Below are 19,681 nucleotides of genomic sequence, written 5' to 3' on the forward strand. Positions count from 1 at the left end.
GATCGAGAGAGTTCTACACCGGCGTATGAACACCACGACTCAGACCTTCGACGTGATCACCATGGGCCGCGTCGGCGTCGACATCTATCCGCTCCAGGACGGAGTCGGCCTCGAGGACGTCGAGACGTTCGGCAAGTACCTCGGCGGCAGCGCCACCAACGTCGCCGTCGCCGCAGCGCGCCATGGGCACCCCACGGCCGTCATCACCCGCACCGGGGACGACCCGTTCGGCCGGTTCGTCCGCCGCGAGTTGGTGCGTCTCGGCGTCTCCGACCGCTTCGTGGGCGTCGAGCACGACCTGCTCACTCCGGTCACGTTCTGCGAGATCTTCCCGCCGGACGACTTCCCGCTCTACTTCTACCGCAAGCCCAAGGCTCCCGACCTCGCCGTGACGGCGAAGTCGCTCGACCTCGACGCGATCCACAACGCCGGCCTCTTCTGGGCGACGGTCACCGGACTCTCGGAGGAGCCCAGCCGCACCGCCCACCACGTCGCATGGACGGCGCGCAACCGCCGACGGCACACGGTGCTCGACCTCGACTACCGTCCGATGTTCTGGCACTCCCCTGCGGATGCGACCCGGGAGGTCCAGCGGGCCCTCCCGCACGTGACGGTCGCGGTCGGCAACCGCGAGGAGTGCGAGGTCGCCGTCGGCGAGACCGACCCCCAGCGTGCGGCCGACGCGCTGCTCGACCACGGCGTCGAGCTCGCGATCGTGAAGCAGGGGCCGAAGGGCGTCCTGGCCAAGACCCGGGACGAGACCGTCGAGGTCGCGCCGTTCCCCGTCGAGGTCGTCAACGGCCTCGGCGCCGGCGACGGCTTCGGCGGGGCACTGTGCCACGGCCTGCTCGAGGGCTGGGACATCGAGCGGGTCCTGCGGTTCGCGAACGTCGCCGGGGCGATCGTCGCGTCACGTCGCGAGTGCTCCACCGCCATGCCCACGGCCGCCGAGGTCGAGGCCGCCCTCGAGGGAGCCACCCATGTCACGCACTGAGCGGTTCCTCGCCACCGCGCGATTCGACGAGCTGCGCGACATCCGCGCGCACGAGCCGCACCGGATCGCCGAGGCGCACGCCGCACGCCGCCGGCGGCCGCTGCTGTCCGACGCGGGTCGCCTCTTCATCGTCGCCGCGGACCATCCCGCCCGCGGGGCGCTCGGCGTCGGCGACGAGGGACTGGCGATGGCCGATCGCTACGACCTGCTCGACCGTCTCGCGCTGGCCCTGTCGCGCCCCGGAGTCGACGGCGTCCTCGGCACGCCCGACATCATCGATGACCTCGCGCTGCTCGGCGCACTCGACGGCAAGGTCGTCGTCGGATCGATGAACCGCGGCGGACTCCGTGGGGCGACGTTCGAGTACGACGACCGCTTCACCGCCTACGACATCCCTTCGATCGTTCGCGACGGACTCGACTTCGCCAAGACGCTGCTCCGGGTGAACCTCGCGGACCCCGGCACCGCCGACACCCTGCAGTCCAACGCGCGCGCCGTCTCCGAGGCTGCCGAGGCGCGTATCCCGATCATGCTCGAGCCCTTCATGAGCCGGTGGGTCGACGGCGTCGCGACCAACGTCCTCGACGCGGATTCGGTCATCACCTCCGTGGCGATCGCCGCCGGCCTGGGAGACAGCTCCGCGTACACGTGGATGAAGCTGCCCGTCGTCGACGACATGGAGCGCGTCATGGCCGCGACGACCCTGCCGACCCTCCTGCTCGGTGGCGACCGCGCCACCGACCCCGATGCGACGTACGCGGCGTGGGAGCGCGCGCTCCTCCTGCCCGGCGTACGCGGCCTCGTCGTGGGCCGCACCCTCATCTATCCGCCGGACGGGGACGTCGCGGCTGCGGTCGACACCGCGGCCGACCTCGTCCACGCCCCGCACCAGCCTGACCGATCAGAAAGTCGAGAGTACGCATGAGCCACGCCACCGAGAACCTGCCCGTCGCCGACCCGTTCGTCGAGCAAGGCGACCTGCCCGTCGTCGGCCACTGGATCGACGGAACCCTGCACGCGTCGCGAAGCGGGCGCACCGCACCGGTGTTCGACCCGGCGATCGGCCGACAGACGAAGGTCGTCGCCCTCGCCGACGAGTCGGAGATCGAGACCGCCATCTCGTCCGCGGCGCGCGCCTTCCCGGCATGGGCGAAGACGTCGATGACGAAGCGCCAGTCGGTGGTCTTCCGCTTCCGCGAACTGCTCAACGAGCGCAAGCACGAGCTCGCCGAGCTGATCACGAGCGAACACGGCAAGGTGGTGAGCGACGCGCTCGGCGAGGTGCAGCGCGGCCTGGAGGTCGTCGAGCTCGCAACGGGCTTCCCGCACATCCTGAAGGGCGACTACTCCGAGAACGTCTCGACCGGCATCGACGTCTACTCGACGAAGCAGCCGCTCGGCGTCGTCGGCATCGTCAGCCCCTTCAACTTCCCCGCGATGGTGCCGATGTGGTTCTTCCCCATCGCGATCGCCGCCGGCAACTCCGTCGTGCTGAAGCCGAGCGAGAAGGACCCGTCGGCGTCCATCTGGATGGCGGAGCTCTGGAAGGAGGCCGGCCTCCCCGACGGCGTCTTCACGGTGCTGCAGGGCGACAAGCTCGCCGTCGACGGCCTGCTCACCCACCCCGAGGTGCAGTCGATCTCGTTCGTCGGGTCCACGCCGATCGCGAAGTACATCTACGAGACCGCGGCGAAGCACGGCAAGCGGGTCCAGGCACTCGGCGGCGCGAAGAACCACATGCTGGTGCTCCCCGACGCCGACCTCGACCTCGTCGCCGACCAGGCCATCAACTCGGGGTTCGGCTCGGCCGGCGAGCGCTGCATGGCGATCAGCGTCGTGCTCGCCGTCGAGCCCGTCGCCGACGAGCTCATCGAGAAGATCACCGAGCGGATCGGCAGGCTGCGCGTCGGCGACGGGCGACGCGAGCCCGACATGGGCCCGCTCGTCACCGCCCAGCACCGCGACAAGGTCGCGTCCTACATCGACGTCGCGGCCGAGGACGGCGCGACGGTCGTCGTCGACGGGCGCGGCATCGACGTCGACGGCGCCGCGGACGGGTTCTGGCTCGGCCCCACCCTGCTCGACCGGGTCCCCACGACGAGTCGCGCGTACACGGAGGAGATCTTCGGACCGGTGCTCTCGATCGTCCGGGTCGACGGCTTCGAAGAGGGCGTCGAGCTCATCAATTCCGGCGCCTTCGGCAACGGCACCGCGATCTTCACCAACGACGGAGGAGCGGCCCGCCGTTTCCAGAACGAGATCCAGGTCGGGATGATCGGCGTCAACGTGCCGATCCCCGTGCCGGTCGCGTACTTCTCCTTCGGCGGCTGGAAGGACTCGCTGTTCGGCGACTCGAAGGCGTACGGCATCCAGGGCTTCGACTTCTTCACCCGGCAGAAGGCCATCACGTCGCGCTGGCTCGACCCGGCGACCCACGGCGGCATCAACCTCGGGTTCCCGAAGAACGACTGACGCGAGACGATCGAACCGGCGGCGCACCGCGCGCGCTGCCTCACGAAGGAGTGATCCCGGCGATGCCCGAGCAGAGCCCCTGGTTCCGCCCCCGCGGCGGCTTCACCCGCGACGGCTGGGAGAGCGTGGTCGACGCCACGCTCCCCGGCTGGGCGCACACCGGCCTGCGCGTGGCCGACCTCGGCGACGGGGGCTCGCGTGAGCTCCCCGTCGCCGGGGTAGAGCGGATCGTCGTGCCGCTCGCGGGCTCGTGCGAGATCGCGTGGACCTCGCCCGACGGGTCGGGCACGGTCGAGCTCGAGGGCCGCGCGTCGGTGTTCGACGGGCCGACGGATGTCGCGTACCTCCCGGTCGACACCGCCGCCGTGCTCACCGGGCGGGGGCGCGTCGCCGTCGCCGAGGCGCCGGCGACCGCGCGGCATCCGCTTCAGGTCGTCGCGAAGGACGACGTCGCCGTCGAATTGCGCGGGGCGGGGCGGTCGAGCCGCCAGGTGCACAACTTCGGCACGCCCGGCAACCTCGTCGCCGACAAGCTCATCGTCTGCGAGGTGATCACGCCATCCGAGAACTGGTCGTCGTACCCCGCGCACAAGCACGACACGCACGTGCCCGGCCACGAGTCGCGGCTCGAGGAGATCTACTACTTCGAGTCCGAGGTCGCCCGCGGCCTCGACGCCCCCGCCGACGCCGACCCGTTCGGCCTGTTCGCGACGTACACCTCGCCCGCGGGCGACATCGACATCAACGCCATCGTGCGCACGGGGGACGTCGCCCTCGTGCCGTTCGGCTACCACGGGCCCGCGGTCGCGGCGCCCGGCTACGACCTCTACTACCTCAACGTGATGGCGGGACCGGACGCCGAGCGCGAGTGGCGCATCAGCGACGACCCCGCCCACGCGTGGGTGCGATCGAGCTGGGACGCCCAGCAGTTCGACGCCCGGCTGCCCTACACGCCCGACCAGGAAGGACGATGACGACCGTGGAGACCAAGCGGATGACGGTGGCGCAGGCCCTCGTCGAGTTCCTCGCCCGTCAGTGGACCGTCGACGGCGACATCCGGGAGCGCACCATCCCGGGCATCTTCGGCATCTTCGGCCACGGCAACGTCGCCGGCATCGGGCAGGCGCTCCGTCAGGCGAACGAGCTTGAGCCCGACCTCATGCCCTATCATCAGGCCCGCAACGAGCAGGCGATGGTCCACCAGTCCGTCGGCTACGCGCGCATGCACCGTCGCCGCAGCACGTTCGCCTCGGCCGCCTCGGTCGGCCCCGGCGCAGCGAACCTGCTCACCGGCGCCGCCCTCGCCACGAGCAACCGGATGCCGGCATTGCTGCTGCCGAGCGACACGTTCGCGACGCGCGTGGCCGACCCGGTGCTGCAGCAGCTCGAGCTCCCACACGACATCGGCATCCAGGTGACCGACGCGTTCCGCCCGCTCTCGCGGTTCTTCGACCGCGTGCAGCGGCCGGAGCAGCTCTATTCGATCGCGCTGGCCGCGATGCGCGTGCTCACGGATCCGGCGGAGACGGGCGCCGTGACGATCGCCTTGCCCGAGGACGTGCAGGCCGAGGTCCTCGACGTGCCGCTCGAGTTCCTGCAGGAGCGGGAGTGGCACCTCCGTCGACCGGTGCCCGAGCGAGGACCGCTCGAGCGCGCGGTCGCGGCCATCCGTTCCGCGAAGCGCCCGATCATCGTCGCCGGAGGCGGCGTGATCTACTCGGGCGCCGAGGACGTGCTGCGGCGCTTCGTCGAGACGACCGGCATCCCCGTCGGCACGTCCCAGGCCGGTGGCGGGTCGCTGCCCTGGGATCACCCGCAGTATCTCGGTGGCATCGGCGCGACCGGCACGAGCGCAGCGAACCGGCTCGCCGCGGAGGCCGACCTCGTCATCGGCATCGGCACGCGGTACAGCGACTTCACGACCGCGAGCCGCACGGTCTTCCAGGACCCGGACGTCCGGTTCGTCAACGTCAACATCGCGGGCTTCGACGCGTACAAGCACGGCTCGCAGCTGCCCGTGATCGCGGATGCGCGCGAGGCGCTTGACGCGCTCGCCTCCGACCTGGCGGACCTCCGTGTGGACCCCGCGTACGCGGAGCGCATCGAGCAGGAGAACCGGGAATGGGATGCCGCGGTCGACGCGGCGTTCGCGCCATCGGGCCTCGACCGCCCAGGGCAGCCCGAGATCATCGGTGCGGTCCAGGCGGCGAGCGACCCGACCGACGTGATCGTGCAGGCCGCGGGATCGCTCCCCGGCGATCTGCACAAGCTCTGGCGCGTCCGAGACCCGCTCGGCTACCACGTCGAGTACGCGTTCTCGTGCATGGGGTATGAGATCGCGGGTGGTCTCGGCGTACGTCGCGGCGCGCCGGAGCGCGACGTCATCGTGATGGTGGGCGACGGCTCGTACCTCATGCTGCACACCGAGCTGGTGACCGCGGTGGCCGAGCGCCTCAAGGTCATCGTGATCATCGTGCAGAACCACGGCTACGCGTCGATCGGGCACCTTTCGGAATCCGTCGGATCCGACCGGTTCGGCACCTGGTACCGCGCGTACGACGAGGGCGCCCGCAACTTCCAGGGCGACGAGATCCTCCCCGTCGACCTCGCCGCGAACGCGCGCTCGTACGGCGTCGACGTCATCGAGGTCGAGCCCGGACCGGACGCCATCCGCGACCTGCAGGCCGCGATCGCGACCGCCAAGGCGTCGGACCGGTCGACCGTGATCCACCTCGAGTCCGACCCGCTCGTGTACGCACCCGACGGCGAGGGCTGGTGGGACGTACCCGTGGCCCCCGAGGCCGAGATCGAGGTTACGCGCGAGGCGTACCGCGAGTACCTCGTCGACAAGGCGAAGCAGCGACCGCTGCTCGGATGACCGGACAGGTCCGCATGACGTCGTGCGGACGGACGGAGAGGAGAGACGACGTGGTCGACGGGATCCGCATCGGCACCGCACCCGACTCATGGGGCGTATGGTTCGCCGACGACCCGGAGCAGGTGCCGTGGCATCGGTTCCTCGACGAGGCCGCCGCCTCGGGCTACACGTGGATCGAGCTCGGACCGTACGGCTATCTGCCGACCGATCCGGAGCATCTCTCCGACGAGCTCGCCTCACGCGGGTTGAGGCTCGCCGCGGGCACCGTGTTCACAGGGTTCCACAGGGGGGACGACCAGTGGCGGCGCGCGTGGGACCAGGCGCTCGCCGTCGCGGGACTCGCCTCCGCGCTCGGCGCGGAGCACCTCGTGGTCATCCCCGACCTGTGGCGCAGCGACGCGACGCACGAGGTACTGGAACCGCGCACGCTCGACGCCGAGCAGTGGGGGCGTCTGGCCGCCGGTCACGATCGGCTCGGCAGGGCACTGCTCGAGGAGTTCGGCGTCCGGCAGCAGTTCCACTCGCACGCCGACAGCCACGTGGGCACCTATCGCGAGGTCGAGCGCTTCCTGCACGAGACGGATCCCGCGTACGCGAACCTCTGCCTCGACACCGGCCACTTCGCCTACTACGGCGGGGACAGCCTGCGACTCATCGAGGCCTTCCCCGAGCGGATCGGGTACCTGCACCTCAAGCAGGTCGACCCCGACCTGCTCTGCGACGTGCTCAAGGGCGATGTGCCGTTCGCCGGCGCAGTGGCCGACGGGATCATGGTCGAACCTCCACTCGGCGTCCCGCCCCTCGCGCCCATCATCGAGCGAGTCGCCCGGATCGACCCGGACATCTTCGGCATCGTCGAGCAGGACATGTACGGCTGCCCCGTCGATCACCCGTTCCCGATCGCCGAACGCACGCGCGAGCACATCTTCGCCTCGACGGGAGCCGTCCGTGTCAGCTGAACCCGTCACGCGCGATCCGCGGCGCATGGCCCCGGGCCCGACCACCGAAGGAACCTCCACCATGAGCAGTACCGATCTCCGCATCGGCGTCGTCGGCGCCGGACTCATGGGCGCCGACCACGTCGCGCGCATCACGCATCGGATCAGCGGCGCCGTCGTCTCGGCCGTGGTCGAGCCGGACGCCGCACGCGCAGAGGCCGCGACCGCCGCGGCGCCCGGCTCGCGTGCGTTCGCCGACATCGAGGATGCCATCGACGCCTCGGCGGTCGACGCGGTCCTCATCGCCACGCCCGGTCGATTCCACGAGCCCGTCCTGATGCCGGCACTCGCGGCCGGCCTGCCGATCCTGTGCGAGAAGCCCCTGACGCCCGATTCGCAGTCGGCCCGGCGCGTGCTCGAGGCCGAGCAGGAACTCGACCGCCCGCACATCCAGGTGGGATTCATGCGCCGGTTCGACACCGAGTACCAGGAGCTCAAGCGGCTCATCGACTCCGGTGAGGCCGGCGAGCTCCTCATGCTCCGTTGCGTGCACCGCAACCCGAGCGTACCGGCGACCTACACGCAGCAGATGCTCATCGACGATTCGGTCGTCCACGAGTTCGATGTCGTGCCCTGGCTCGCGGGCAGCGACATCCGCTCGATCGAGGTGAAGCATCCCCGGCGCAATCCCCGGTCTCCCGAGCACCTGGACGAACCGATCCTCGTACTCATGGAGCTCGCGAGCGGTGTGTTCGTCGACGTCGAGATGAACGTGAGCGTCGGATTCGGCTACCAGGTGACGACGGAGGCCGTCTTCGAGTCGTCGATCGCTCGTATCGGGCAGCCCTCGGGACTGCAGACCTGGCGCGCCGGCACGTTCTCGATCGCCGAGAATCGGAGCTTCACCACTCGGTTCGCGGCGGCGTACGACGCCCAGATCCAGCGCTGGGTCGACGCCGTGGCACACGGCACGATCGATGGGCCGAACGCCTGGGACGGCTACCGCGTCGCCGTCGCCTGCGAGGCCGGGGTCGAAGCCCTCGCCGGCGGCGTGATCCCCGTCGAACTCCCCGACCGACCCTCGTTCTACGCCTGAACCGAAACGGAGACGACCAGATGGTCACGATCGCATTGGACCCCACGCCCTTCCACCACGACCACGGGCTGCTCGAGTTCCCCGACGTCGCGGCCCGACTCGGCTACGACGCCATGCAGTTGACGCCGCACGTCGATTTCACGCCGTTCTTCCGGCACCCCAAGGCGGATGACGCGCTGGTCGCGGCGCTGAAGAAACGGGCCGCCGACGCCGGCGTCCGGATCCCCGCCATCCTCCCCGTGCACCGGATCTCGTGGCCCGACGAGCCGCAGCGCATCGCCGCCGTACGGAACTTCCTGCGGGTGATCGAGCTCGCCGTGGAACTGGGGGTCCCGGTGATCAACACGGAGTTCAGCGGGCGTCCCGAGCGATCGGAGGATTCGGAGGATGCGTTCTACCGCTCGATGGAGACGATCCTTCCGCGCATCGAGCAGGAGGGCCTCCGCCTGAACGTCGACCCGCATCCCGACGACTTCGTCGAGGACGGGCTGGAGGCCTGGCGCGTTCTGCGCGGACTGAACTCGGCGTCGGTCGGGTTCGTGTACGTGGCATCGCACACCTTCCACTACGGCGACCGGGCGACCTCGCTCATCCCCGAGCTCGGCGACCGCCTCGGCGCGGTCTACGCCGCCGACACCTTCGACCACACGCGCTCGCACGGATTGCGGTACATCTCGAACCCGCCGGGCAACACCGCCCGGGTGCACCAGCACCTGCGCATCGGGGACGGGGACGTCGACTGGACCGAGCTGTTCGCAGTGCTCTCGACGACGGGCTACCTCGACCGGGATGACGCCCTGATCGTCTCGAACGTCTTCGCAGAGGACGAGGCCGCCGATCAGGTCTCGCGGTTCCAGCTCGAGCGCCTCCGCTCCCTCATCGGATCCGCGCGCGCATGAGGATCGGTCTCGTCGGGTACGGCTTCGGCGGGCGTCGCTTCCATGCACCGCTCATCGCGGCGCTCGTGGGCGTGAGTTTCACCGGCGTCGTCACGCGGTCTCGGGCGCGGCGGTCGGAGCTGGCCGACGATCTCGGCGCCGCAGCACCGCCTGCGCTCGACTCGGTGACCGAGCTCATCGCCGGCGGCGTGGACCTCGTGAGCGTCTCGATCCCGCCGGAGGCGCGGGGCCCGGTCGTGCGCGAACTGCTCGACGCGGGCGTCGCCGTCGTCAGCGACAAGCCCTTCGCCTCGACGCTCGACGAGGGGATCGCCCTCGCGGAGTACGCCGCCGCCCGCGATGTCCCCCTCACGGTGTTCCACAACCGGAGATGGGACTCCGAAGCCCTCACGCTCGCCCGCGCCGTCGAGGATGGTCTCGTCGGCGAGGTCCGCGGCTGCGATTCGAACCTGGAGCGCTGGGAGCCGTGGGCCGCGGAACGGTCGAGCGGGGGCGGGCACCTGCTCGACGTCGGAAGCCATCTCGTGGACCAGCTGCGTGAGGTGTTCGGACCGGTCTCGCGCGTGCTCGCCGTGATCGACCGGGCGTCCGGGCTCCCTCTCGAGACGGGCTACCTGCTCGTCCTCGAGCATCGGTCGGGGCTGCGGACCCGCGTGACCGCCAGCTGCACGCAGGCTGCGGAGTACCCGCGCTTCCGGCTGACGGGTTCCGAGGGCACGCTCGTGCTCGACGGGCTCGACGTGCAGACCGAGCACACGCTGGCGGGCCTGTCCCCACGGGACTCCGCATGGGGTGTCGAGCCGCCGGATCGAGCGGGAGTCCTGCATCGCACCGATGGCACGCGGGCCGCGGTGAGCCGGGAACGCGGCGACTGGAGCGCCTTCTACCGCGGCACGATCGATGCCCTCCGCGACGGGTCCACACTGCCCGTCCCGATCGCCGGTGCGATCTCGACCCTGGCGGTCCTCGAGGCCGCCGTCGAGAGCGACCGGACCGGGGAGTGGGTCGCTCCTCGCGCCTGAGACGACGCAGCGACCGGAAGGGGTGCAGCGAGCGGCCTGATCAGCCGGCCTCGGCCCGGAGTCCTCGTGTCGCGATGCCGGCGGCGGTCGACACGACGAGCATCGCTCCGGCGTAGACGGGGACCCCGGTGCGCTCACCCCACAGCGCGCAGAGTCCTCCCACGGCGACGGCTCCCACCGCCGTGAAGGCGTAGGCGACGCACCAGTATGCGGCGCTCGCCCGGGCACGTCGATCGGGCGCGACGTCGGCGATGGTGAGTGCGAGCGCCCGCGGGAAGAGCACGCCGTGCCCGACACCGGCCAGCGAGAGTCCGCCCACGAGCACCGCGATCGAGAGCGACGGCGGCACCAGCGCCGCCGAGCCGATTCCGACGAGTCCCAAGACGATGGCGAGGAACCCCAGCTCACGCCACCGAGCCCCGGATCGTGCTCCGACGAGCTGGCCGGCCGCAGTGGCCAGGAAGATCGTCGAACCGACCGCGCCGACGACGATGATGTCCGGTCGGCCGTTCACCGCCGTGAGCAGGATCGCCGAGATCGCCGTGCACGCCCCCATGATGACGAAACCGACGGATGCGGCGGACGCGCGGAGGAATCGGGGCAACGCCGACCGCGGAACCGCCGGAAGGAGGATCTCGAACCGTCGACGGTGGAGACGCCTCGGCCGCTCCGCCGCCGCGAGCAGCGCGAGGCATGCGATCGCGCTCAGCCCGGCGTGCACCACGAACGGCGCCGACACGACCTGCTCCGGGAACCGAGCGGCGACGACCGCCGCGAGGATCGGCCCGAGCCCGAGCCCGAGCATGTTCGCCGCGCTCGCCACCGACGCGCCCAACCGCGGCCGGGACGCACTGTCCACGAGGAACGCCGTCGCGGTCCCGGTGACGAGTGCCGCGCTGACACCGGACATCGCCCGGGCGACGAAGAGGAGGGGGATCGAGCTCGCCGTCGCGTAGAGGATCCCGCTCGCGATCGCGGCGGACAGGCCCAGGTAGAGGACCGGTCGCCGACCGACACGATCCGAGATCGAGCCGAAGGCGATCAGCCCCGCGAGCACGGTCACCGCATAGATTGCGAAGAGCTGCGTCGACGCCGCCGTGCTGAGCCCGAATGCCCGTTGCAGGGCGGGATACAGGCTCGTCGGGAGGGTGGTCCCCGCCATCACGACGGCATACGCGAAGGCGATCGCGCCGAGGGTGGCCGCGGCGCGACGTGGCGTCAGACGGCCACCGCCGACACCCCGGACGACCTGCGCGGCGGCGTGCCCGTGAGTTGCGGTGCTCATGGGCACGCGCACTCAGCTCGTCCGTACCGGCTCGAGCGCGGCCTGGAGGCGGGAGTCCGCCTCGAGCAGGACGGCGGATGCCACCTCGAGGCCCTCGATGCGTCCGAGCGAGACGTCCTCGTGCTCGATGTTCACGAGCATGTCGGGGTCGACCTCGTGCAGTGCCGTCAGGAACTCCGTCCAGTAGTCCACGTCGTGACCCTTGCCGAGCGCGACGAAGTCCCATGCCGAGTCCTTGGGCCACTCGTTCGCCCACTCGTCGCCGCCCAGGTTGACCCTGGGCTCCTCCGGCGAGAGCCTCCGGAAGCCGTTGTCGAGCACGCCGTAGAGGGCCGCATGCTCGGGATTGACCCTCACGTCCTTCGCCGCAGCGTGGACGACGAGCGGACCGAGGTCGCGGACGACCGCGACCGGATCCATCTGCTGCCAGAACAGGTGCGAGGCGTCGAGTTCGACGCCGAGGTTCGTGGAACCCGCCAGGTCGACGAGCTTCCGGATGTCCCGCGAGTTGAAGACGAGGTTCTGCGGGTGCAGCTCGAGGGCGACCTTCACGTCGTGATCGCGGGCCAGGCGGTCGATCTCGCGCCAGAAGTCGGCCGCGATCGTCCACTGGTAGTCGAGCACGTCCAGCGCTCCGCTGTTCCAGGCGTTGACGATCCAGTTCGGCCGGGTCGACCCGGGCTCACCGCCGGGGAGTCCCGACATGGTGACCACGCGGTGCTGCCCGAGGCGACTCGCGAGACGGATGCTCCGCCGGACGTCCTCGGCGTGCGCGTCCCCGATCGTCGGATTGGGGTGCATGGGGTTTCCGTTCGCGTTCAGGCCCGCGACGCCGACCCCGGTTCCCTCGAACAGGCCGAGGAAGTCGTCACGCGCGGCATCCGACTCGAGGATGTCGTCGAACGTGGGGATGTGCACCGACGGAAGGAACCCGCCCGAGTTGAGTTCGATTCCGGTGAGGCCGAGGCCGGCGACGACCTCGATCGCCTCCGGGAGCGAGCGGTCGTGCAGGATCGCGTTGTAGACGCCGAGTCTCATGCGAAGACCTCCGTGCGGACGTCGACCGACGCGCCGCCGGCCTGGGCCGACTCGACGACGGCGGCCAGGAACTCCATGTTGTGGACGCCCTCGTCGAAGCTGGCGCATCGCGGCAGCGACTCCGACTCGGGCACGCCGGCGACCTCCTCGAGGAACGCGCGCGCCTGGTGCAGGAAGAGCTCGTTCTGGCCGAAGCTCACGCCGGGGGCGTCCATGGGCAGGCCGCCTGCGAGGTAGGGGTGGTCCGGACCGAGCTGGATCTGCCGGTAGCCGTTGGTCGCGGCGGGGCCCTCGTTGAGCATGAGCTCGATCTGGGCGGGGTACCGCTGGTCCCAACGGGCGGCGCCCTTGGAGCAGAAGACCTCGAAGATGAGGCTCGTCGGGTGACCGGCCGCGACCCGCGACACCTCGAGCGCTCCGACACCGTGCTCGAACGTCGCGGAGAATGCGGCGTAGTCGTCGTTCTCGACCGCCTCGAACTCGTCGCTGACGGCGACCTGCGTGTGCCCGAGCGTTGCACCGAGCGGCTTGGGCCGCTTCGTGATGGCCGTGCTCAGTCGTCCGCCGCTCACCGACTCGACATCGCCGCACACGAACTCGGCGACGTAGGCCAGGTGGCTCCCGATGTCCGCGAGCGCGCCGGATCCCGGACCGCCCTTGTAGCGCCAGCTGATCGGCCCGTTGGGGTTGCTCGCGTAGTCGGCCCAGTACCGGCCGCTGAAGTGGAGCACCTCTCCGAGCTCTCCGGACTGGACGAGCTGGCGGATGAAGGCGATTCCGGGTGCACGACGGAAGCTGAAGCCGATCCGCGCGATCGTGTCGGCCTCGTGCGCCGCCTGTGCCATCGCGCGCGCGTCCGCGAGGGTGTCGCTCAGCGGCTTCTCGCAGAGGACGTGCTTGCCGGCTGCGAGGAGCCCTTCGACGACCTCCCGGTGGAGGGAATTGGCGATGACCACACTCACCACGTCGATGTCGTCGGCTTCGGCGATCGCCTGCCATGAGCTGTCGTGGCGCTGATAGCCGAACCGCCGCGCGGCCGCGCGTCCGAACTCGGGGTTCACGTCCCCGATCGAGACGAGACGGATCTCGGGCAGCACGGGCTCGTAGAGGGCCGATGCCATCCGATAGGCCGCCGCGTGGGCCTTCCCGGCCATGCCAGCGCCGATGACTGCGACGCCGAGACTCGATGCCATGGGTGTTCTCCTTTGAAACGGGGACCTGTCCGGTCCGGCAGTGGCCGTTGGCGGCTCCTGATACTCGGATGCTATAAAAGACCTATTGTCCTGTCAAATAACGGACGGCCGGTGATTGTCCATCTCGGCACCCGCCATCGTCCGGGAACTCAAGGAGGAGCACCATGGAATTCCGCCGTCTCGGCGCGACCGGGCTGGACGTCTCGGCCGTCGCCTTCGGAACCGGCTCGCTGGGCGAGCTGTTCGGACCGCTCGACGAATCCGACGGCATCCGACTCGTCCATGAGGCCGTGGACAGCGGCATCAACCTCATCGACACCTCCCCGTACTACGGAAGCGCGGAGGAGCGACTCGGGAAGGCCCTGACCGACGGTCGACGGGACAAGGTCGTCCTCGCCACGAAGGCCGGACGATACGGGTTCTCGGACTTCGACTTCTCACCCTCGCGCATCCGACGGAGCCTCGAGGAGAGCCTGCGCCTCCTGAGGACGGACCACGTCGACATCCTCCAACTGCACGACATCGAGTTCGTCCCGCTCGGGCCGGTGCTGACCGATGCCTACGACGAACTCGTGCGGCTCAAGGAGGAGGGCAAGTGCCGATTCATCGGCATGACCGGATACCCCCTCAAGACCTTCTCCCGCGTGATGGAGGAGACGGATGTGGACGTCGTGCTCACGTACGCCAAGGGCACGCTCCTCGACGACTCCATCCGGACGGTCCTGCTGCCCATCGCCGAGGAGCGCGGCGTCGGGCTCATGAACGCCGCAGCGGTCTCACTGGGCCTGCTGACGCCGGGCGGCTCGAAGATCGAGATCGACCACCCCGCCCCCGAGGCGGTCCAGCGCGCCGCGGCGGCAATGGTCGAGCTCGCGTCCGAGCGGGGCACCGACATCGCGTTCGTCGCGAACCAGTACGCCATCCAGCGGGCCGGGACGGCGACGACGGTCGTCGGCGCCGGCAAGTCGCGCCACCTGCAGTCGGCGATCCGCGCGGCCGACACGCCGATCGACGAGGACCTCCTCGCCGACCTCCTGGCCCTCCGACCCCCGGTGGCGGAGCGCCCGTGGCCGATGGGGCTCGAGGAGAACAACTGATGCTCGCCGTCGTCTTCGGCGCGGACGGGGAGCGGGTCGAGGAACGGCCCGAGCCGGTTCCGGCCGCCGACGAGGTCCTCCTCCGCGTGGAGTACTGCGGGATCTGCGGGAGCGACCTCCACGCCGGCGAGCCGGACTTCCGGGTCGGCGTCGTCATGGGACACGAGTTCTCCGGGACGGTCGTCGGGACGGGACGAGACGTCGAGGGCTTCAGCGCGGGCGACCGCGTCGTCGTCAACCCCAACGGCGACGTCTGCGGACGCTGTGCGGCGTGCGTCCGCGGCGAGGTGAACCTCTGCGCGAACCTCTGGGACACCGTCGTGGGCCTCGCTCGCGACGGCGGACTCGCCCCGTACGCTGCGGTGCGCGCGCAGACGCTGCACCGACTCCCCGAACAGGTCGACCTCGCGGCCGGCGCGCTCGTCGAACCACTCGCCGTCGCGCTGCGGACGGTCCGCAACTCCGGGATCCCGGTCGGCGAGCAGGCCGTCGTCTTCGGCGGCGGCCCCATCGGCCTGCTGGTCACGTCGGTGCTCCGCGCGGCCGGCGCGTCGAGGATCACGGTGATCGAGCCGAATCCGACGCGTCGGGAGAAGGCCCTGGCGCAGGGCGCCACCGACGTGGTGGATCCGTACTCCACGCCGGTCGGCGAGGCCTTCGCCGACCCGGCGGTCGCTCCCCGATTCGCCTTCGAATGCTCCGGCGTGCCGCAACTGGTCGGCGAGGCGGTGAAGGCACTGGCGCCGCGCGGCGTACTGACGGTGACCGGATACTCCCGTCGGCCACCGGAATTCGATGCGGCCGACCTCCTCTTCAAGGAGATCACGATCCGCGGCAGCTTCATCTACGTCAGCGAGTTCCGGGACGCGATCGAGCTCCTCGCCCGTGGGCGCGTCGATGTCAGCGCCCTGATCAGCGGGGTCGTTCCAGTCGCTGACGCGGACGAGGCGTTCAGCGCGATGCGTTCGTCGCCGGAGGCCGTGAAGCACCTGATCAGTGATCATCACTCGACCGTGTGACAATGTCTTGACATATGAACAAGGCGTGGTGATACTGGTCGTCATGGAGCGAAGTGGCTCCCCAACCGAGAAGAGGACAACGTGAGTCCAGTTCGCAAGTCACAGCAGATGATGCGAGGCGCGGTGCTCGGCAGCGCTGCGCTGCTCAGCATCGGGATGGCCGGGTGCGCGTCGACCGGCCAGACCTCCGGCTCGGACGGAGACGGTGACGTCGTCATCGGCATGTCGGTCGCGAAGCTGACCGACCCGTTCCAGCTCGCCATGATCGACTACGCCGAGCAGTTCGCCGACGAGGAGGGCGCGTCGATCATGTCGCCCACCAACGCGGACTCCGACCCGGCCAAGCAGACCACGGACATCCAGACGACGCTCACGCAGTCGCCGAGCGCCATCATCGTGGCGCCGGTCGACGCGAAGGCGATCGTGCCGTCGATCACCAAGGCGAACCAGCAGAACGTCCCCGTCATCTCGATCGACCAGGCGCCCGGTGGCGGCGAGGTCGCGATGGTGGTCCGTGCCGACAACGAGGGCATGGGACGGACGGGCTGTGAGGAGATGGGCCGCCTGCTCGAGGGCAGCGGCACGGTGCTCGAGCTCCAGGGCGAACTGAGCTCCGCCAACGGCCTCGACCGGTCGACCGGGTTCTCGGAGTGCATGGCGGAGAACTTCCCCGACATCACCGTGGTGCAGAAGCCGACCGACTGGCAGATGGACCGAGCGACCGACGCGGTCCAGACCGTCGTGAGCACCCAGGACGTCGACGGCATCTTCATGGCCAGCGACTACTTCATCCCGGGCGTCCAGAAGGTCCTGACCTCGCTCGACCGCTGGGTCGCGACCGGCGAGGACGGCCACATCACGCTCGTCGGCATCGACGGCGCCCCCGATGCGCTGCAGCTCATCCGCGACGGGTACCAGGACGCGACCGTCTCGCAGCCGGCGAACCTCTACGGCGAGTGGGCCGTGAAGTACGCCATCGCGGCGGCCGCGGGCGAGACCTTCCAAGCCGGGCCCACCGACCACGACAGCGAGATCATCGAGGTCGAGACCGGCCTGGCCGACCTCCTCCCCGCTCCGCTCGTCACGAGCGAGAACGTGGACGACGACATCCTCTGGGGGAACGCGAAATGACCACCGTCGAGGGGCGGCCGGAGACGCAGCGGACCGCGCTGCGCCTTGAGGGGATCACGAAGCGATTCGGGACCACGCTCGCGCTCGACTCCGTCAGCATGGAGGTGGCCGAGGGTGAGGTGCGAGCCCTGCTCGGCAGGAACGGCGCGGGCAAGTCCACCCTCATCTCGGTCGTGACCGGCCTCCTCACGCCGGAGGAGGGCACGCTCGCCTTCCCCGCCGGCGAGGAGGACGGCCTGCGGTCGGACCAGCGGGTCGCCTGCGTGTACCAGAAGAGCACGCTCGTCCCCTATCTCACGGCTGCGGAGAACATCGTCCTGGACGCCTACCCGAAGAACCGGGCCGGCCTCGTGGACTGGAAGGCCGCGCGCGAGAAGGCCCGGTCGCTCCTCGATGAATGGGGCGCCGAGGACATCGTCGACGCCCTGGTCGAAGACCTCGAGCCGTTGCAGCGGAAGATCGTCGAGGTCTGCCGTGCGCTCGGCACGGGCGCCCGCATCCTCCTCCTCGACGAGCCCACTGCCGGGCTCGACGGGGATGCGACCCGCACGCTCTTCCATCGGATGAGCGAGCTCACTCGACAGGGCATCACGATCATCTACGTCTCGCACTACCTCGAGGAGGTCTTCGAGGTCTGCCGGACCGTGACGATCGTCCGGGACGGCCGCGTCGTGATGACCGATTCGCTGGAGGGCCTGCGCGTTCCGGACCTCGTCGACGCGATGGTCGGCGAGGAGGCGGCCGCACGTGAGAGCCAGGTCCCGGCGCTCGAGCCGGCCGACCCGGATGATGCCCCGATCCTCTCCGTCTCGCGTCTCGGGATCGACGACGTGGTCACCGACTTCTCCGTCGAGATCAGGCCGGGCGAATGCGTGGGACTCGTCGGGCTGGAGGGCTCGGGCCTCTTCGAGGCGGCTCGCGCGATCGCGGGCCTGGATCGGTACGACCAGGGCGCCATCAGCGTCCGAGGACGTCCGGTGCCGCGAGGCGACGTGATGCGGGCCATCAGGGCCGGGATCGGCTTCCTTCCGGAGGACCGGCACGCGAGCGGATTCGTTCCGGAGATGGCGAACGAGGAGAACGCCACGATCAGCGTCCTCAACCGCCTCACGAGTCGGATCGGACTGATCAGGCCGTCGGCCCGGCGCGCCGTCTACGCGGATCTCTCGAGTGCCTGGGAGATCAAGCAGTCCTCGTTCGACCAGTACACCAAGGAGTTGAGCGGGGGCAACCAGCAGAAGGTGGCGCTCGCCCGGGCGTTCGCGTCGAAGCCGGACGTGCTCGTGCTCGCGAACCCCACGGCCGGCGTCGACGTCTCCGCGAAGGCATCGATCGTCGAGTCGATCGCGGCTCGCGTCGCATCCGATCGAACGGCGTGCCTGATCGTCTCGACGGACGAGTCGGAGTTCGAGCCCTGCAGCCGCGTCCTGATCATGTACCGGGGCCGACTCATCGGCGAGCTGGAGGCTCCGTGGACCGAGCACGTGCTCGCCGCCGCCGTGCAAGGCGACCTCGGCGAAAGCCAGGGCGCGTTCGAGAACCCCGAGACAACGGAGTCATGATGTCCTACTCAGCCCTCACGAAGACCGTCGAAACGGTCCCCGCCGCGCCGAAGCCGGTCAGCCGGTGGCGTCAGATCCTCCGCGACCTCGCGCTGATCCCGGTCATCGTGATCGTGTTCATCGTCGGCGCCGTGTTCGTCCCCAACTTCGCGACACCGAACAACATCGTCTCGAACATCCTGAGCGTCTCCGCCGTGCTCGGCGTGGCCGTGGTCGCGCAGAGCATCGTGCTCATCGGCGGGTACTTCGACCTGTCAGCCCAGTCGGTGATCGGCCTGGCGCCGATGCTGATGGTCTGGCTCTACACGACCGACGGTGGCGTCGGCGTGGTCTCGAACCCCTGGCTCGCCATCCTCTCGGCGCTCGTGCTCGGCGCCATCGTCGGCCTCGTGAACGGGCTCCTGGTCGGGCGGCTCGGCATGAACGCCTTCATCGTCACGCTGGCGATGCTGATCCTCCTGCAGGGCTTCACGCTCGGGATCTCCGGCGGCCAGACGTTCACCGACCTCCCGCCGGCCGTGGCCGCGCTGGGGTTCGCGAACGTCCTGGGCATCCCCGTCGATGTCCTGATCCTCGTGCTCGTCGTCGCCATCGCCGCGGTCTTCATGCGCTTCGCCCCGACCGGGCGCAGGATCTACGCGATGGGCGGCAACAAGGAGGCGGCGAGGGCCGCGGGCATCAACACGCTCCGCATGACCATCGGCCTGTTCATCTTCTCCGGCGTCGTCGCGGCCTTCGCCGGCCTGATGCTCTCCGCGCGGATCGCGGCGGTCACCTCGAGCCAGGGCAACAACATCATCTTCACGGTGTTCGCGGCGGCGGTCATCGGCGGCATCAGCCTGGACGGCGGGAAGGGCACGATCATCGGAGCGGCGACCGGCGTGCTGCTGCTCGGCATGATCCAGAACATCCTGGTGCTGTCCGCGGTTCCGTCGTTCTGGATCGACGCGACGTACGGCGCGATCATCCTGGGCGCGCTGCTGATCGGGAGCCCCCAGGTCCGTGGGATGTTCTCGAAGCTGATTCCCGCCAGGATGCGTCGCTGATCCTCGCGGGA

17 protein-coding genes are annotated in these 19,681 nt (G+C 69.9%); 14 read left to right on the plus strand and 3 right to left on the minus strand.

What is annotated here, in order from left to right:
* The first annotated feature begins 25 nt into the window (after positions 1-25).
* The 9 genes from iolC to ABD230_RS15825 all read left to right on the plus strand — a co-directional run bounded on the left by iolC (position 26) and on the right by ABD230_RS15825 (position 10,299).
* Complete coding sequence (gene iolC / locus ABD230_RS15785; RefSeq protein WP_344376537.1) at positions 26-994, plus strand: 5-dehydro-2-deoxygluconokinase; 969 nt, start codon at positions 26-28, stop codon at positions 992-994.
* Positions 981-1,919 carry a class I fructose-bisphosphate aldolase gene (locus ABD230_RS15790; RefSeq protein ID WP_344376539.1) on the plus strand — a complete coding sequence of 313 codons (939 nt, stop codon included), beginning with the start codon at positions 981-983 and terminating at the stop codon, positions 1,917-1,919. The genes iolC and ABD230_RS15790 overlap by 14 nt, the downstream gene beginning before the upstream one ends.
* Positions 1,916-3,466: a CoA-acylating methylmalonate-semialdehyde dehydrogenase gene (locus tag ABD230_RS15795; RefSeq protein WP_344376541.1), complete on the plus strand. Its 1,551-nt coding sequence runs from the start codon at positions 1,916-1,918 to the stop codon at positions 3,464-3,466. The genes ABD230_RS15790 and ABD230_RS15795 overlap by 4 nt, the downstream gene beginning before the upstream one ends.
* Before the next feature lie 62 nt (positions 3,467-3,528).
* A complete protein-coding gene (gene iolB / locus ABD230_RS15800) occupies positions 3,529-4,440 on the plus strand; it encodes a 5-deoxy-glucuronate isomerase (protein WP_344376547.1) in 912 nt (303 codons plus the stop codon).
* A complete protein-coding gene (gene iolD, locus ABD230_RS15805; RefSeq protein ID WP_344376550.1) occupies positions 4,437-6,344 on the plus strand; it encodes a 3D-(3,5/4)-trihydroxycyclohexane-1,2-dione acylhydrolase (decyclizing) in 1,908 nt (635 codons plus the stop codon). The genes iolB and iolD overlap by 4 nt, the downstream gene beginning before the upstream one ends.
* 14 nt (positions 6,345-6,358) lie before the next feature.
* Positions 6,359-7,303, plus strand: coding sequence for a sugar phosphate isomerase/epimerase family protein (locus tag ABD230_RS15810; protein ID WP_344376905.1), 945 nt, complete (start codon positions 6,359-6,361; stop codon positions 7,301-7,303).
* A 61-nt stretch (positions 7,304-7,364) separates the two neighbouring features.
* Positions 7,365-8,378, plus strand: a complete 1,014-nt coding sequence (locus ABD230_RS15815) for a Gfo/Idh/MocA family protein (RefSeq protein ID WP_344376553.1) — start codon at positions 7,365-7,367, stop codon at positions 8,376-8,378.
* A gap of 20 nt (positions 8,379-8,398) precedes the next feature.
* Positions 8,399-9,277 carry a sugar phosphate isomerase/epimerase family protein gene (locus ABD230_RS15820; RefSeq protein ID WP_344376555.1) on the plus strand — a complete coding sequence of 293 codons (879 nt, stop codon included), beginning with the start codon at positions 8,399-8,401 and terminating at the stop codon, positions 9,275-9,277.
* Positions 9,274-10,299, plus strand: a complete 1,026-nt coding sequence (locus ABD230_RS15825) for a Gfo/Idh/MocA family oxidoreductase (RefSeq protein WP_344376557.1) — start codon at positions 9,274-9,276, stop codon at positions 10,297-10,299. Before ABD230_RS15820 ends, ABD230_RS15825 begins: the two co-directional genes overlap by 4 nt.
* Before the next feature lie 40 nt (positions 10,300-10,339).
* Here ABD230_RS15825 and ABD230_RS15830 read toward each other — a convergent pair whose 3' ends face one another.
* The 3 genes from ABD230_RS15830 to ABD230_RS15840 are packed head-to-tail and all read right to left on the minus strand — an operon-like array spanning position 10,340 to position 13,815.
* A complete protein-coding gene (locus tag ABD230_RS15830; RefSeq protein WP_344376559.1) occupies positions 10,340-11,584 on the minus strand; it encodes an MFS transporter in 1,245 nt (414 codons plus the stop codon).
* A gap of 12 nt (positions 11,585-11,596) precedes the next feature.
* The gene (locus tag ABD230_RS15835; protein WP_344376561.1) at positions 11,597-12,622 is read right to left on the minus strand and encodes a sugar phosphate isomerase/epimerase family protein; all 1,026 of its coding nucleotides are present in this window, start codon (positions 12,620-12,622) and stop codon (positions 11,597-11,599) included.
* Positions 12,619-13,815 carry a Gfo/Idh/MocA family protein gene (locus tag ABD230_RS15840; RefSeq protein WP_344376564.1) on the minus strand — a complete coding sequence of 399 codons (1,197 nt, stop codon included), beginning with the start codon at positions 13,813-13,815 and terminating at the stop codon, positions 12,619-12,621. The genes ABD230_RS15835 and ABD230_RS15840 overlap by 4 nt, the downstream gene beginning before the upstream one ends.
* A 164-nt stretch (positions 13,816-13,979) precedes the next feature.
* Here ABD230_RS15840 and ABD230_RS15845 point away from each other — a divergent pair, with 164 nt between their 5' ends.
* From ABD230_RS15845 to ABD230_RS15865, 5 genes are all read left to right on the plus strand, one after another.
* Positions 13,980-14,912 (plus strand): aldo/keto reductase, encoded by a 933-nt coding sequence (locus tag ABD230_RS15845; RefSeq protein ID WP_344376566.1) that lies wholly within the window; start codon positions 13,980-13,982, stop codon positions 14,910-14,912.
* Positions 14,912-15,931 carry a zinc-dependent alcohol dehydrogenase gene (locus tag ABD230_RS15850; RefSeq protein ID WP_344376569.1) on the plus strand — a complete coding sequence of 340 codons (1,020 nt, stop codon included), beginning with the start codon at positions 14,912-14,914 and terminating at the stop codon, positions 15,929-15,931. The genes ABD230_RS15845 and ABD230_RS15850 overlap by 1 nt, the downstream gene beginning before the upstream one ends.
* Positions 15,932-16,039: 108 nt before the next feature.
* The gene (locus tag ABD230_RS15855; protein WP_344376572.1) at positions 16,040-17,062 is read left to right on the plus strand and encodes a sugar ABC transporter substrate-binding protein; all 1,023 of its coding nucleotides are present in this window, start codon (positions 16,040-16,042) and stop codon (positions 17,060-17,062) included.
* Positions 17,059-18,624: a sugar ABC transporter ATP-binding protein gene (locus ABD230_RS15860; protein ID WP_344376574.1), complete on the plus strand. Its 1,566-nt coding sequence runs from the start codon at positions 17,059-17,061 to the stop codon at positions 18,622-18,624. The genes ABD230_RS15855 and ABD230_RS15860 overlap by 4 nt, the downstream gene beginning before the upstream one ends.
* On the plus strand, positions 18,624-19,670 hold the full coding sequence (locus ABD230_RS15865; RefSeq protein WP_344376577.1) for an ABC transporter permease: 1,047 nt from the start codon (positions 18,624-18,626) through the stop codon (positions 19,668-19,670). The genes ABD230_RS15860 and ABD230_RS15865 overlap by 1 nt, the downstream gene beginning before the upstream one ends.
* The last annotated feature ends 11 nt before the right edge of the window (positions 19,671-19,681 follow it).

The organism is Agromyces tropicus (assembly GCF_039531345.1).
In the GTDB taxonomy this organism is placed as follows: domain Bacteria; phylum Actinomycetota; class Actinomycetes; order Actinomycetales; family Microbacteriaceae; genus Agromyces; species Agromyces tropicus.